The organism is Nonlabens sp. Hel1_33_55, assembly GCF_900101765.1.
Lineage (GTDB): Bacteria > Bacteroidota > Bacteroidia > Flavobacteriales > Flavobacteriaceae > Nonlabens.
In genome coordinates this window covers 2,500,796-2,516,267 of the sequence record NZ_LT627735.1, presented here as the reverse complement: position 1 = coordinate 2,516,267, position 15,472 = coordinate 2,500,796, and the positions used below count along the sequence as shown (strand labels likewise).

14 protein-coding genes are annotated in these 15,472 nt (G+C 39.8%); 11 read left to right on the top strand and 3 right to left on the bottom strand.

Features of this window, described 5'->3' with window-relative positions; genetic code table 11:
- Positions 1 to 1,872: a tRNA uridine-5-carboxymethylaminomethyl(34) synthesis enzyme MnmG gene (gene mnmG, locus BLO34_RS11265; protein ID WP_090755397.1), complete on the top strand. Its 1,872-nt coding sequence runs from the start codon at positions 1 to 3 to the stop codon at positions 1,870 to 1,872.
- A gap of 14 nt (positions 1,873 to 1,886) precedes the next feature.
- Positions 1,887 to 2,723, top strand: a complete 837-nt coding sequence (locus BLO34_RS11260) for a class I SAM-dependent methyltransferase (RefSeq protein ID WP_090755396.1) — start codon at positions 1,887 to 1,889, stop codon at positions 2,721 to 2,723.
- A gap of 116 nt (positions 2,724 to 2,839) precedes the next feature.
- Here BLO34_RS11260 and BLO34_RS11255 read toward each other — a convergent pair whose 3' ends face one another.
- Both BLO34_RS11255 and BLO34_RS11250 read right to left on the bottom strand, forming a co-directional pair.
- Entirely contained in the window at positions 2,840 to 3,247 is a 408-nt protein-coding gene (locus tag BLO34_RS11255; RefSeq protein ID WP_090755394.1) for a hypothetical protein, read from the bottom strand.
- A gap of 80 nt (positions 3,248 to 3,327) precedes the next feature.
- Complete coding sequence (locus BLO34_RS11250) at positions 3,328 to 4,455, bottom strand: ATP-binding protein (protein ID WP_090755393.1); 1,128 nt, start codon at positions 4,453 to 4,455, stop codon at positions 3,328 to 3,330.
- A gap of 75 nt (positions 4,456 to 4,530) precedes the next feature.
- Here BLO34_RS11250 and BLO34_RS11245 point away from each other — a divergent pair, with 75 nt between their 5' ends.
- From BLO34_RS11245 to BLO34_RS11235, 3 genes are read left to right on the top strand one after another with little or no spacing between them, the layout of a single operon-like run.
- A complete protein-coding gene (locus BLO34_RS11245; protein ID WP_090755391.1) occupies positions 4,531 to 5,715 on the top strand; it encodes a phosphoglycerate kinase in 1,185 nt (394 codons plus the stop codon).
- Positions 5,716 to 5,746: 31 nt separating this feature from the next.
- The gene (locus tag BLO34_RS11240) at positions 5,747 to 7,243 is read left to right on the top strand and encodes a LysM peptidoglycan-binding domain-containing protein (protein ID WP_090755389.1); all 1,497 of its coding nucleotides are present in this window, start codon (positions 5,747 to 5,749) and stop codon (positions 7,241 to 7,243) included.
- Positions 7,244 to 7,247: 4 nt separating this feature from the next.
- Positions 7,248 to 8,210 carry a DUF4837 family protein gene (locus tag BLO34_RS11235; RefSeq protein WP_090755388.1) on the top strand — a complete coding sequence of 321 codons (963 nt, stop codon included), beginning with the start codon at positions 7,248 to 7,250 and terminating at the stop codon, positions 8,208 to 8,210.
- Positions 8,211 to 8,291: 81 nt separating this feature from the next.
- On the opposite strand, the gene BLO34_RS11230 is transcribed toward BLO34_RS11235, so the two are convergent.
- On the bottom strand, positions 8,292 to 8,486 hold the full coding sequence (locus tag BLO34_RS11230) for a twin-arginine translocase TatA/TatE family subunit (protein ID WP_090755386.1): 195 nt from the start codon (positions 8,484 to 8,486) through the stop codon (positions 8,292 to 8,294).
- Between the two features lie 125 nt (positions 8,487 to 8,611).
- Here BLO34_RS11230 and BLO34_RS11225 point away from each other — a divergent pair, with 125 nt between their 5' ends.
- The 6 genes from BLO34_RS11225 to BLO34_RS11200 all read left to right on the top strand — a co-directional run bounded on the left by BLO34_RS11225 (position 8,612) and on the right by BLO34_RS11200 (position 15,444).
- Entirely contained in the window at positions 8,612 to 9,472 is an 861-nt protein-coding gene (locus tag BLO34_RS11225) for a M23 family metallopeptidase (RefSeq protein WP_090755385.1), read from the top strand.
- A complete protein-coding gene (locus tag BLO34_RS11220) occupies positions 9,472 to 10,977 on the top strand; it encodes a GH3 auxin-responsive promoter family protein (protein WP_090755383.1) in 1,506 nt (501 codons plus the stop codon). The genes BLO34_RS11225 and BLO34_RS11220 overlap by 1 nt, the downstream gene beginning before the upstream one ends.
- A gap of 86 nt (positions 10,978 to 11,063) precedes the next feature.
- Positions 11,064 to 12,794 (top strand): DUF6909 family protein, encoded by a 1,731-nt coding sequence (locus BLO34_RS11215; RefSeq protein ID WP_090755381.1) that lies wholly within the window; start codon positions 11,064 to 11,066, stop codon positions 12,792 to 12,794.
- Between the two features lie 48 nt (positions 12,795 to 12,842).
- Positions 12,843 to 13,880 carry a hypothetical protein gene (locus tag BLO34_RS11210; RefSeq protein ID WP_090755380.1) on the top strand — a complete coding sequence of 346 codons (1,038 nt, stop codon included), beginning with the start codon at positions 12,843 to 12,845 and terminating at the stop codon, positions 13,878 to 13,880.
- An 11-nt stretch (positions 13,881 to 13,891) separates the two neighbouring features.
- Positions 13,892 to 14,737: a dTDP-4-dehydrorhamnose reductase gene (gene rfbD / locus BLO34_RS11205; RefSeq protein ID WP_231959483.1), complete on the top strand. Its 846-nt coding sequence runs from the start codon at positions 13,892 to 13,894 to the stop codon at positions 14,735 to 14,737.
- Positions 14,734 to 15,444 carry a hypothetical protein gene (locus BLO34_RS11200; RefSeq protein ID WP_090755376.1) on the top strand — a complete coding sequence of 237 codons (711 nt, stop codon included), beginning with the start codon at positions 14,734 to 14,736 and terminating at the stop codon, positions 15,442 to 15,444. The genes rfbD and BLO34_RS11200 overlap by 4 nt, the downstream gene beginning before the upstream one ends.
- The last annotated feature ends 28 nt before the right edge of the window (positions 15,445 to 15,472 follow it).

Genomic DNA, 15,472 nt, shown 5'->3' with positions numbered 1-15,472 from the left:
ATGTTCCAAGATAAATATGATGTAATAGTAGTTGGTGCGGGTCACGCTGGTAGCGAGGCTGCTGCCGTTGCGGCCCATATGGGAGCATCAACGTTATTGGTCACCATGAATCTACAAACAATTGGTCAAATGTCTTGTAATCCTGCTATGGGTGGTATTGCAAAAGGTCAGATTGTAAGAGAAATCGACGCCTTGGGCGGTTTGAGCGGTATCGTAAGCGACAAAAGCGCTATCCAGTTCAAGATGCTTAATAAATCCAAAGGTCCCGCAATGTGGTCGCCTAGAACACAGAATGATCGCATGCGCTTTGCAGAAGAGTGGAGAAAGGAACTAGAAGCGATTCCAACGCTGGATTTTTATCAGGAAATGATAAGCGGTCTTATCGTTGAAAACGGTAAAATAGCTGGCGTCAAATCTTCGTTAGGTTTAGAGATTAGGGCCAAGGCTGTTGTATTAACTAACGGAACTTTTCTAAACGGATTAATTCATATTGGTGAAAAACAATTTGGCGGCGGTAGAGCAGGAGAAAGAAATAGTACAGGAATTACAGAACAACTGATAGATCTAGGTTTTGAATCAGGAAGAATGAAAACCGGAACTCCACCACGAGTGGACGGTCGTTCTTTAGACTATTCTAAAATGATGCCTCAACCTGGCGATGATGAGGTTTCTAAATTCAGTTATACAAATCGTTCAAGTAAGTTGAGCCATCAGCGGGATTGTCACATGACTTATACGAGTCCTTTAGTTCACGATTTATTGCGTGAAGGATTTGACCGCAGCCCTATGTTTAATGGTAGAATTAAGTCAGTTGGGCCTCGCTATTGTCCATCCATAGAAGATAAAATTGACCGTTTTGCCACTAAGGACCGTCACCAGATGTTCATTGAGCCAGAAGGTTGGGATACCGTCGAGGTTTATGTGAATGGCTTTAGCACATCGCTACCGGAAGATGTCCAGTTCAAGGCGTTGAGATCTGTAGTTGGATTTGAGAAAGTGAAATTTTTCCGTCCAGGATACGCCATTGAGTATGATTATTTTCCGCCTACACAATTAAAACATACGTTGGAAACGAAGCTTGTGGAGAACTTATATTTTGCTGGCCAGATAAATGGAACAACAGGTTATGAAGAAGCTGCTTCTCAAGGAATGATGGCCGGTATTAATGCGGTTAGAAAAATCAACGAAGAAGAAGCTTTCATACTTCGCAGAGACGATGCTTACATTGGCGTTCTTATAGATGACCTCATCACCAAAGGAACTGAAGAGCCTTACCGAATGTTTACCTCTAGAGCAGAATATCGAACTCTTTTGAGACAAGATAATGCAGATTTACGTCTTACACCAGCCGCCTTTGAACTAGGAATAGTAGGTGAGGATCGCCTGAAGAAAGTGGAACGCAAGAAAGAAGAGACTGAGAAGATGATTCAGTTTTTCAGGAATACTAGTTATAGTTATCCAGAAATGAATGAGCTTTTGGAAGAGAAGAATTCTGCTACAGTAACTCAAGATGATAAATTATTTAAGGTGTTTGCTAGACCTCAAATAGGCATGGAAGATCTACGCAGGTTTGATGAAGTTGAAAAGTATATTCAGGATAATAATCTTAATGAGGATATTCTGGAACAGGTAGAAGTCCAGGTAAAATATTCTGGATATATCAATAAGGAAAAAGAAAACGCAGATAAGCTTAATCGCCTTGAAGACATAAAAATTCCTGAGAACTTCGATTTTAGTAAAATACAATCGATATCTATTGAAGCAAGGCAGAAGCTAAAAGCGGTTCAGCCGGTTACTATATCTCAAGCTTCTAGAATTTCTGGAGTTAACCCTAACGATATTTCTGTTTTATTGGTGCATATGGGCCGATAGTTTCACGTGAAACAATGATTAAAAAAGCCGACTTACATCTAGAAACTCGCGATTACTTTCTTACCAAACATCGGTTTGATATTAGTAAAACATCGATTCATGGCGTTTTAATTACGACACCGCAACCGCAAGAGTTGGATAAATATTACGATTCAGAGGAATACTTATCTCACGACGATTCTAACAATTCTCTGTTCGCCAAATTATATCGCTTTGCGCGAAAGCTAAACATCAAATCTAAATTCAAACTCATTTCCAAATATGATCAAGGCGGAAAAGTGTTGGATATTGGTGCAGGAAATGGAGAACTTGTTAAATACTTAGTTGAAGAACGGTTAGATGCTCAAGGTTTTGAACCTAATGAGCAAGCAAGAAAAATCGCTTATCAAAAAGGAGTTCGATTATTAGATCATTTACCTGTACGGAATAAAAGTTTTTATAAAGTCATTCAGATGTTCCATGTTTTGGAACACGTTCGAAATCCTAAGGAGTATTTAGATGAGATTCATTCCATGTTGGAAGATGATGGAATTTTAATAATTGCTTTACCCAATTTTAAAAGCCTTGATGCAAGACTTTTCAAGAACTACTGGGCAGGATATGATGTCCCTAGACATCTATTTCATTTCAATAAAAACGGCGTAATAAATATAACGAAGGAAAAATTTCAGCTGTTGGAAAATAAACCCATGTGGTTTGACAGCTTTTACGTATCCATTCTTTCTGCACGCTACAAAAAATGGGCTATTCCTTTTCTTACTGGATTAGGGCTTGGATTTGTTTCAAATATTTCTGCTCTGATCACTTCAGAGCCATCTTCGAGGATCTATATCCTCAAAAAGCTCAAATAAACGGCTTGACAAGGGTTTTTAGGTGAGAATTAGGTATAAGTAACAATCTGCTTTAAAACGCTTTCAGAATTGCTTAAAACGCACCAATTTTAATAAACAAGGCTTATCGTATTGAATTAAGCTATAGAAACTATTGATTGTACCCAATATAGCCCGAAAATGGAAATTAAGAAGTAAATCCCAATTCTGGATGTGCCGCTATAATCATTGATGAGTCGTAAGCCTATCAGAAGAAATAAACACAGAATGCTAGAAGCCAAAAAGGAAAATGTAGCGACTTCAAAATTCTGTTCAATTATAATGTCCCAAATTCCTAAAGCGGCCAGAGTAACAATTATTATTTCAAAAGCGACAATTAGAGTAATGACTGGAACAATCATTTTTGCTAGGATCGTTTCAGAATACATTTTTTTGAAACTCTCCTCGGTAACTTTCCAATCATGAATCTTTTCAAAAGCTGAAATAATATAAGTGATCAGCAAGAAGATCAAAATAATGATAGGGCCAACGTATGAAAGATCCATTCTTGATTTTATTCGGGCAAATCTATTCAGTTAAATGGAATATCAGTGATATCCATTCGAAATATCACCGTTTGTCGACATTAACCCTTTTTGTGTAGCGTTTTAGTCATTCCAATACTTAAATCAGTAAACACAATTTTTGCATTGGCATTTCTATCAATATGCATCAAGGCAGTTTCTAGGCTTTCGTTGATTTCTGTCAATCGGTGTCCATCGATGAACGCAGCGAATTTAGAAAGGTCAAAACCAGTTTTAGTTTCGAAATAAACGGCGCTATCAGCTTTATAGTTCAACAACATCGCCTGTCTAAAAAGTTCTAGGGCAAAATTTAAAAAGCGTTTCTGTGTTTCTCTATTAACGGCTGCAATGGTTTCTGCCCATTCAATCAATCCAGTGATCGCGCTCGGTTTTCCTTTGGCGCTAAATGCGGTGCGTACCCAATGGACAAACCATTCTTCAAACAACACATCTTCACTTTTATTATCTACTAATTTTAACGCGCGGCCATAACTTCCGTTGGCTTGTCTTGCGGCGATGAAAGCTTGATTTTCGGTAATCTGCTTTTCGTTTTGTAACGCTTTCGCAATAGCGGTAGTAGCAAGTTTAGGCACGTGAAGCACTTGGCACCTGGATCTTATGGTGTTTAAGATCAAATTTTCATTTTCTGTCAAGAGAATCAACACAGTTCCTGATGGTGGCTCTTCAATTAGCTTCAACAGTTTATTTGACGCGGCTGTATTTAGAAACTCAGCACCCCAAATGATGCAGACTTTAGCACCACCTTCATAGGATTTCAAGCTTAGCTTACGGCTTATATCAGTTGCTTCATGAACCCGAATCTCGCAGGACTTTTTCTCAATATCTGCAAGCTGATACCAATCTTCCATAGCACCATAAGGATTGGTCTGGATAAATTGTCTCCAGTCAGCCGCAAAATCATCTGAAACTGGTTTGGTAGAAGATTTTGAGGTGCTTGCAACAGGATATGCAAAGTGAAGGTCTGGATGTGATAAATCTTGAACCCTTCTATTACAGCTATCATCACTTTTTCCACATAAAATTAGGTTTGCGTAATAGTGAGCGAGCGGCAATGCTCCGCTTCCAGATGGGCCCACAAATAATTGTGCATGCGCGATGCGATTATTTGCAACCGTAGTTTGTAAGTGTTTTTTGAGGTGATCTAGCCCTATGATTTGGTGCTCCTGCATAATGCAAATATAGAAGTCTGGAAAGGAGGTTGAGCCATATCGGTTATATTTGTGAGACCTTAAATAAGACTTTACATGAATTTAGATCAAATATCATTTGAAAATAAAACGGCTCTCATAAGAGTAGATTTTAATGTGCCACTCAATGAAAAATTGGAGGTTACAGATACAACTCGCATACAAGCTGCAAAGGACACGATTATACATGTTTTAGAATATGGCGGCGATGTTGTGCTTATGTCACACTTAGGTAGACCAGACGGTACGGTACAGGATAAATATTCCTTGAAACATATAGTAGACACTGTTTCAGATATCTTGGGAGTTCAAGTTCAATTCATTGCAGAAAGTACTGGTGAAGCCGTAAAGGAAAAGGCTAAAAACCTGCAAGCAGGCGAGGTTTTGATGATTGAAAACCTACGTTTTCACAAAGAAGAAACAGATGGTGATGAAGGTTTTGCAAAAGAACTTGCTGCATTAGGAGATGTATATATCAACGATGCTTTTGGTACTGCACATAGAGCGCACGCTTCAACAACGGTAGTAGCACAATTCTTTGAGGAAAAATGCTACGGGAAGCTTATGTCCAAAGAAATTGAAAGCCTCAAAAAAGTATTAGAAACACCTACAGAGCCAGTCGTAGCGATTTTAGGCGGAGCAAAAGTCTCCTCTAAGATTACCGTAATAGAAAACATTCTTGAAAAGGTAGACCACCTTATTCTTGCTGGTGGTATGGCGTACACCTTTATCAAAGCTCAAGGCGGCAAAACAGGAGAATCTCTAGTAGAAGATGACAAACAGGAACTTGCACTGGAAATTCTTGAAAAGGCCAAAAAGCTAAACACACAAATTCATTTACCCGTAGACTCTATTACTGCAGCTTCTTTTTCTGAGCAGGCGACTCGTGATGTAGCTCCTATAGATGAAATACCTGATGGCTGGATGGGACTGGATATAGGTGAAGAATCAAGAAAGCAGTTTGCTGAAGTCATTAAAAAATGTAAAACCATTCTATGGAATGGGCCTGCTGGTGTTTTTGAAATGGAACCATTTTCTCATGGTACAATAGCCTTAGGAAACGCAGTTGCAGAGGCTACAGAAAACGGCGCTTTCTCACTAGTTGGTGGTGGCGATTCTGTCAGCGCGGTAAAGCAATTCGGTTTTGAGGATAAGGTTAGCTATGTGTCTACTGGTGGTGGTGCGATGCTGGAGATGTTGGAAGGAAAGACACTGCCTGGAATTAAAGCAATCCAAGATTGAGAATGGCAAGAACATTGATCAATTCAGAATCATGAATAGAATCAAAAAAGGTCTGTTATTCGTTCTAGGTGGTTCTTTATCCATAGCGGTGGCTCAACAACCATCGATTGAACCTGTATTGAACGACACCATCCAGATCCAAACCCTGGAAGGAAATGTTGAGATAAAACCCGTAAAGGTTAGTGACACGCTAGGAATGGCTTCTTATCCTGATGCAGATGTTTATGACGAGCGCTTTCAGGAGTTGTTGTATAGTCATGACGGCTTTGATTACATGTTTGAAAGAGAAAACGAACTGAAAGATTTTGATCTGACAGATGTTGAACTTTCTACAGACACGCTCAAGGCACGTTTAAAGCGTATGAATCAAGGAACGCCATTCCAGATTGATTACAATCCCGTTTTAGAAACTCTCATAAAGAAAAAGCTCAAATACAGCAGGGTTTATCTTGAGCGCATCATGACATTGAGCGATTATTATTTCCCAATGTTTGAGGAGCAATTGGACCGTTTTGACGTCCCTCTAGAGATGAAATATCTTGCTATTGTAGAAAGTGCTCTGGACCCAAAGATTAAAAGTCGGGTTGGTGCTACAGGTTTGTGGCAATTCATGCTGCCAACTGGCAGAATTATGGGTCTTGAAGTGGATTCTTATGTGGATGAACGCATGGACCCCATGAAAGCAACCATTGCGGCTTGTAAATACCTCAATGAACTTTACGATATCTATGAAGATTGGGACCTGGCACTGGCCGCCTACAATTCAGGTGCGGGAAATGTAAATAAAGCGATACGACGTAGTGGTGGTCGCAAGAATTACTGGAATTTAAGGCCATACCTGCCTCGCGAGACGGCAGATTATGTACCGCAATTTCAGGCGATGATGTATTTGTACACGTATGCTTCAGAGCATGGTTTTAAACCGCAACGACCGTCTAGGTTGATGATGGGAACAGACACGGTACTCGTCAAGAAAAAAATTCATTTTGACCACATTGCGCAGGCGCTGGATGTGGATACTGAAATGATTCAGTATTACAACCCTAGCTATAAACTGGACATTATACCTCTAATTGAGGGAAAACCGCATTATTTAAGGCTTCCTACTCCACAAATTGCTTCGTTTGTTGGGAATGAGGAGAAAATTTACGCTTTCGCGAAAGCGGAATCCGACAAAATTGAAAAACCAGATCCTAAGCTTTTGGTACCTCAAACCAGCATTACCTACAAGGTGCGCAGCGGTGATTATTTAGGGAAAATTGCCAATCGCTATAAGGTGAATGTGAGCCAATTGAAAAGATGGAACGGTTTGCGCAGTAATAACCTCAGAATAGGGCAGCGACTCAAAATTATGACTCGCGGCTCAATGGCGCCTACTACATCTGTAAGCAGCACTTATAAAGTGAAATCAGGCGATAGTCTTTGGGAAATAGGGAAAAAGCATGGTGTGAGCGTGGCACAACTCAAGAAGCTAAATCCAGACAAGGCGTCGGTTCTAAAGCCAGGAATGACACTCAACTTAAAGTAGCAATATGAAATACTATACGTTTTTATTACTCTCGTTAATCATGATTTCTTGTAATGAGAAATCAGTAAGGATTAATGACAGTGCCGGTAAACTGAATGATATTTTGGTAGTTGTTGATAGCGACAATTGGGATGGACAGATAGGAGATAGCATAAGAGCTGTACTCGCAAGACCTATTGACGGGATTGTTCGGGAGGAACCTATGTTTACTCTTAATCAGGTGAAACCAGAATCCTTCAGCGGGATGCTTAAGAAGTCTCGTAATTATCTTTTTATCCAGCAGTCAGACAGTACTGGTGTTGCTATTAGAAAAGATAAGTATGCATTGCCGCAGCTAGGAGTCATTTTACGAGGCCCAAATACGGCTGCGATTGCCAAGGCCATTAGCGATAACGCAAATGATATCATCAACATTTTCAATGATAGCGAGATCGCAGAAAAGCAACGACTCATAGGTAACATTAAACTGAATACTGATGGTATTGCAGACAGATTCGGTATTAAAATTAATGTTCCGCAGGCATATCGTTATGCAGCAACTGACGATCCTGATTTTACCTGGTTACGCCGCGATATCGTTGAGGGAACCATGGACATAATGATCTATGAAGTTCCATTAGAAGAGATCACTCGAGACAGCACTGTTGTCCAAGATATAGTGAGAGTACGAGACTCCATAGGTAGCCGTAAAATTCCAGTAGATAACGGTACATTCCTTACAGAGCCAGCATTTTCACCCTTTGTAAATGAGACTCAGATTGATGGCAAGTTTGCTTTTGAAACTAAAGGAACCTGGTACGTCAAGAATAAATTTATGGCTGGGCCTTTTGTAAACTATGCAGTTTATAATGAGGCTAAGAAGAACTGGCTCATTATTGAAGGCTATGTTTCTGCTCCTAATGCAGAACAGCGCAACTACCTGTTTGAGCTAGAGGCCATTTTGAAAAGCATTGAATTCGTAGACTAGAATTTAATTAGAAAATAGAACAAACAAAACAGCCCCAGAAAATGTTTTCTGGGGCTGTTTGTTATTTGTAAAAGGAATAAGCTATTTGGAATTAATCCCTTTAGCAGAATCATCTTTATCATCTTCCTTAGTGGCATCCTTAAATTCTTTGATACCGCCGCCTAGACCGCGCATCAACTCAGGTATTTTTTTACCGCCAAAAAGTAATAGAACGACTACGACGATCAGCACGATGCTCCATACACCTGGAATAGCTAGAAAATTGTTAGCAATCATAACATATATTTTATCCTTCAAAGATACAAAATGGGTTTCATCTAACGCATGGCATTAACAATCATTAATCGGTGCCGTGTGCAATCCATTATCAAGAGTTGCGTTTGCTATATTTGTAAGGAAACATGGAACAACCTAAGAAGAAATATAAAGGCAAGTGGAGGAACCAGTACCGGCTGGTCGTGCTCAACGATGACACTTTTGAAGAACGTTTCAGCCTTAAGCTCACACGTCTCAATGTATTCACGGTAACATTAGTGAGCGCCGTTCTTTTAGTAGGTTTAACAACCTTCTTTATTGCTTTTACACCAGTACGGGAATTTATTCCTGGATATTCAGATAGCAAGGTGCGCAACGAGACAACGGCATTACTTCAGGAAACAGACTCTCTCAAGGCACGATTAGCACTTAATGAACAACAATACGATCGCATTAAGATGGTATTGAGCGGCGATATTACCAGCGAGGAATATGCCCGTATTGATAGTGTCGCTCAAGCAGAAACTACCATATCACTTTCTGACTTTACACCTAGTAGAGAAGATAGTCTGTTGCGGGAAGAGGTCGCACGTGAGGACAAATTCAATCTAATTGAAGGAGCAAAAGCCCGGACAAATTTTGTGTTCTTCAAACCAGTAGTGGGTAAGATTTCCAATGGGTACAGCACAAAGGACAAACACTATGGCGTTGATGTTACTACTGCAGTTAACACTCCGGTAAAAGCAGCAGCAGCAGGAACAGTAGTCTTTTCTGGCTGGAGTGCAGAGACTGGATACACCATACTTCTGGAGCATTCCTATGGACTCATTACCGTTTACAAACATTGCGGCACTTTGACTAAATCTCAAAACGATCAAGTCCTTGCCGGCGAGGTCATCGCCAGTGTAGGTAATACCGGTGAGCTCACTAATGGGCCACACCTTCATTTTGAACTATGGAGCGATGGCTATGCCTTGGATCCCATCAATTTTATAAACTTTGAGTGATGTCGATTAAGTCAATCTCGGCAAAAGTATTTGCTGCCGCTGTCCATGCGAAAACGAATAAATGGGCACAGAATCCAATTAAGTCTCAGGAAAAAGTATTTCGACAGTTATTAAAAATGGCTGGAAATACCGCTTTCGCGAAAGCGCACTCATTCTCCACCATCAAAACACCACAAGACTTTGCAAATCAAGTGCCCGTTCGGGATTACGAGGAGTTAAAACCGTTCGTGGATAGAGTCGTGGCGGGTGAGCCTGATGTTTTATGGCCCTGTAAACCACTCTATTTTGCCAAAACCTCTGGAACTACCAGCGGCGCCAAATACATCCCGCTGACTAAAGAGTCCATGCCAGAGCATATCAAGGCTGCGCGCAATGCCATCTTGAGTTACATTCATGAAACTGGTAAATCCCAATTTGTGGACGGCAAAATGATTTTCCTCCAGGGCAGTCCAGAGTTAGAAGAAAAAAACGGAATCCAACTAGGTAGGTTAAGTGGTATCGTGGCTCACTATGTACCAGAATACTTACAAAGAAATAGAATGCCCAGTTGGGAAACCAATTGTATTGAAGACTGGGAAACTAAAGTTGAAGCGGTAATAGACGAGACGTTAAAAGAAAACATGACGGTCATTTCTGGGATTCCTAGCTGGCTGCAAATGTATTTTGAACGCATCGTTAAGCGCACGGGAAAGAAGGTAGGCGAGGTTTTTCCAGAGCTTGATCTGCTTATATATGGTGGTGTCAATTTTGAGCCATACAAATCGAAATTTGATGCACTATTGGGAAGACCCATAGATAGCATCGAGCTTTTTCCAGCTAGTGAAGGATTCTTTGCGTATCAAGACAAACAATCTGAAAAAGGGATGTTGCTTCTTCTCGATGCTGGGATTTTCTATGAATTCATCCCTGCGGACAAGTTCCATGATGAAAATCCGCCTAGATTGACCATAGGCCAAGTAAAAACTGGGATCAACTACGTGATGATCATTTCTACTAACGCTGGCTTATGGGCTTACAATATTGGTGATACCGTCGCATTCACCAGCACAAAACCATACCGAGTTATCGTTACAGGTCGTGTCAAGCATTATATAAGCGCCAGTGGTGAACATGTTATAGGCAAAGAAGTAGAAGAGGCCATGAAATCTACAATCAGTAAATTAAAAGTGGTTATAAACGAATTCACAGTAGCACCGCAATTGGACCCGCCAACTGGAGAGTTGCCCTATCATGAATGGTTTGTAGAAATGGATGATCCTATTAGCGCAGATCAACTGGAGTCATTCAAGTCAACCTTAGATCAAGAAATGCGCCAGCAAAACAGCTACTACGATGATCTTATTAGAGGAAAAGTTCTGCAACCGCTACAGATCAAAATTCTGAAAACGGGAGCTTTTCAACAATACATGAAAAGCATTGGTAAATTAGGTGGCCAGAATAAATTGCCACGGCTTTCTAATGATAGAAAGATTGCAGGATTCTTTGAAAGTAAAAATCACGGTTAGACAATCATTCTTATTGCAATTTCTTGACATACCCTAATCTTCGTAAATAGAGCTATAAACCTATCTTTGCATAGAAATTACCTTTTATGCCTATAATCAACGTAGAACCTAGAACGAGAGCACAAGAAAGCACCAATGCCATTGAACGCATGTACATCACCATGCGACATTTATTCAATCGAGGTTTTTATAAGCCTATGGGCGTGAGCGGTGAATCTTTAAGAGAATCGTTATTAACGATTAGACCTGAGATTTACGGCTCCATTGCAGAGGATAAGATCGAGTTAAGCGGTTTGCTTTATGTTATGGACAGATTGCCCATGGGCATCGAGGAGTGTACCTACATCAATTTAACCAGTGATGAAGGCTACAGCGGTTCACACTTTAAGCCTATTATCCCTAAAAAGCGCCGTCGCAACTGCTATCGTATCGATAAGCAACAGATGAATATTGAGATCACTCGCGGCCGGTCAGAGATCTATGATATCCTGACGCACCTTACTTTCTTGATGGTGGAGTCTCACAAAATCATGAAACGAGTCATCATTAATGATGATGGTAGCACCACAAGAGACTGGAAATGTCTTGAAGATGCCGTTGAAAAAGATGAGCTAACCCAAGAGGAAAAAGAAGTAGCAGTCATTCATACAGCCAACATTCTGGGTAGGACCTTTGATGAGGTGATGCAAGTGTATCGCTCATTTGCAACACCAGATAATCCCAATCAGTTTTTAAGCACGATTTATTATTTAGGATTGCTGGGCAAACACGAGATCCTTGATGAGCAAAAGCGCATCATCACCTTTTCTCCAGTCTTGCGAGAACGATTAGGGCACCATATTCATGGTGATCGATGGGCGATGCGCATCAAGAAACACCTGATAGATCATAACCTTTTTGACAGGCCACTGCACATCATAAGTGCCAACCTGCATTCTGTTATGAATTCGGTTTACGGGCCTAAGGTTCTTGCCGCGCAGATCGGTAAAAAGGGACGTATGGAGACCTTTGCCTCGCTTAGTGAACCTAGTGGGAAGAAGAACCGCGATGCCATTAAAAAGTATGCCTTGCAGCATGGTATGCAAGAGCTTAAAGATCAAAGTGGTACCAACATAGATGTACAGGTATTTGATACTTCTAAGACTTCGTTTGAGCACGTTGGTTTTTGTGAAGACCGCTTTCGCGAAAGCGATAACAACAACAAACCCGTTCTAATAGTGATGGACTATGCTTTTGGCGAGCAGGCGTATGAAACACTGGACGAATTGCTCAAACCTTATAAAGATGGAATTGTGCCCAGACATATGAACATCAAGAGTGTGAGTATTATGGGAAAGGCTGGAATATTGGAAGGTGAAAAGGGCGACATCATGGTACCAGACGCGCACGTATTTGAGGGAACGGCAGATAATTATCCTTTTAAAAACAGACTGTCCAAAAAAGATCTCGCCACAGTAGGTCTGAACGTAGTTTCTGGATCTATGGTTACTGTTCTAGGTACATCGCTCCAAAATAAAGACGTCCTAGAATACTTCTACAATTCCAGCTGGCGCGTTATTGGATTAGAAATGGAAGGTGCTCATTACCAGAAAGCAATCCAGGCAGCCTCTAAGGTGCGCCGTAGCATCTCAAAGAAGGTGCGCGTGCGATACGCTTATTATGCGAGTGACAATCCACTTAAAACGGGTCATACACTTGCCAGTGGTGGCCTGGGACTTACCGGTGTCAAACCTGTTTATGTCATCACTGAAAAGATTCTGGAGCAAATCCTGAAGGAAAGTCTACCTAAAGTTGAGGATCAAAAAGTCAACCAATAAAATAGCTTTCACTTACGTTATATTTGGGTTTTCATTAACAAAGTCATTATGAATCAAAACGAAAATCAAAAACAAGAGGAGCAGGAAGTAGACCTGGTTCCTGTTTTTGTCTGGATAGGCGATGGAATTAAGGGGTTTTTTAGAGCGATCGGGAATTTCTTTAAGGCGATAGGTCACGCGATTATTCTTTTCTTGATCTTTTTACAGAAAAACATCATTCTCGTTGGCCTGTTTATTTTAGTGGGAATTGGGCTAGGATATTACTTTGATTCTGCAGGGAAATCTAACTACACGGCACAATTGCGAGTGCAACCTAACTTTAATAGTTCCTCGCAGCTTATTTCAAATATAAAATACTACAACTCGCTTACTGGTGAAGGCGATTATGATAGACTTGCTAATGCTCTTGGACTCTCTGTAGAAGAGGCAAAGAAGCTGAAGTCTTTTTCTATTGAAGAAAGTTATAACGATACAGAATTACTTGCGGAATATGATCGATTGGCAAGGGATTCAGACACTATGGCTCTTGACAATTTCACTTTTGAAGGTTTTAAAGAAGCCAAAAGAGAAATTGATTATGAATTTTACGAAATTATTGCCAAGGCGGAAACCAGGGCAATACTTGAAAAGGTCATACCTAAGGTTATTGACATAAAGGAAAACTCTGGAATTAAAGCTGCTAGACTCTCATATCTTGAGAATACAGAGTTTGACATTACAGCAAAGAAATATCAATTGTCTGAAATTGATTCTTTAATAGCAGCCTATCAAAAAATGATTTCTACAAATCAATCTTCTAGTGGCAACACCAATCTTTTTGTAGGAGATCAGCGCTCATCTGACAACCTAAGCAGTTTGTTTTATCAAAAACAATCCTTGTTAGAAGATTTGCAAGATTTAAGAGACGATAAATATGCATCGGAAAATGTCGTGAATGTTGTCTCTGAATACATTGTAAAAGGAAATGTAAAGAATGAACACATAAAGTTGAAGCTGATATTTGTGTTTTTTGTTTTGGGAGTCATTGTTGCAAGCATACCTCTCTTATGGAGGTTTTTAAATACTTATTCTGCTAAGAACCCTTAAAACAAATTGAGTTGAAAAAGGTAATGATCATAGGCGCAGGTGGCATGCTGGGCATTAGTATGGTTCATGAATTTGCAGGGTTTGATATAGTGGCTTTGGACAAAGAGGACCTCGATATTACCTGTTATTCAAAAGTTAGACAACAGCTTTTAAAACACCAACCAGAATTTATTATCAATTGTGCGGCATATACTGCCGTAGATCTGGCGGAAAAGGAGCCAGAAAAAGCCCACAAGATTAATGGCAGCGCTGTTGGAATGCTCGCTTCTCTTGCAAAACAAATTAGTGCCACAATCATTCATTTTTCAACGGACTATGTGTTCGATGGTAATTCGACTGAACCTTATAAGCCTACTGACCCTGTAAATCCTATAAATGTTTATGGGCACAGTAAATTATTGGGGGAAAAACTGATAAAGCGCTCTGCAGCGAAACACTACATTTTTAGGATTTCTTGGCTCTACGCACCACACGGAAAGAATTTTTTCAAGTGGGTAATAGAGAATGATCTTGAAGAAATGGAGGTTGTAAACACACAAACAGGCTGTCCTACAAGTGCTCTGGACGTTGCCAGTTTTGTCAAGCATGTGATTGAAAATGACCCTAAAAAATATGGAACTTATCACTTTTGCAATAAGGATAGTATGACTTGGTATGCTTTCGCGAAAGCGATTATAGAAAAGGCCTCGATGCATAAAAAGATATTTCCCGTTAGTGAATTTCCCACACTGGCGCAGCGACCGGCTTATAGTGTTATGGACTGTAGCCTGACAATAACTACATTCAATTTTGAAATTCAAAAAGTAAAAATGGCTTTAGACAATGTTATCATCCAATATGAAAATTTGCGTTCATGAGAAAGTTTATCAAAAGATGCTATTATCAATTTCCTATTGTGCGCAAGGTTAATGAATCCGTATGGGCAAACGTATTTCATGATAGCATAAAACAATATTCTTACTTAGATCGCTTATCACTTAATGTGGGAAGGTTTTCTGCAAGTTATACTCTTTTGTATTTGCTGCATAGGGTTATTTCTATTTCTAAACCTAAACAGTTATTGGAATTGGGACTGGGTGAGTCAACAAAGTTTATATCTACCTTTCTAGGTCAGGAATACAATACATGTAATCATATTATTGTAGAACATGATAAGAACTGGATAAAACATTTTTCTAAGTTTCAGCTTTCAGAATGTTCTAAGATTGAATTGATCGCGGCAAAAGAAGGGAAGTATCTTAATAAATATCGATCTTATAATTATGTCGATTTTGGTAAGATCGCACAGCACGGTAAATTTCAATTAATTGTTATTGATGGACCTTTAGGAACAAAAAATCATTCCAGAAATGATGTACTCCAGTATCTTGAAACGCTTATAGATTTTGAAAACTTTATAATCATATTTGACGATACTGACAGGCTAGGAGAGTATCAAACGTTTAAAGCCATCATCAAAAAACTTGAAAAAATGAGTATTAAGCATGGTACAGCTACTTATTACGGCGACAAGTTTGTCTCGTTGGTGTATTCTAAAAATTATGGTTATTTGAACTCGCTATAGCAGTAAAACCATAACCACTACTTTCTTC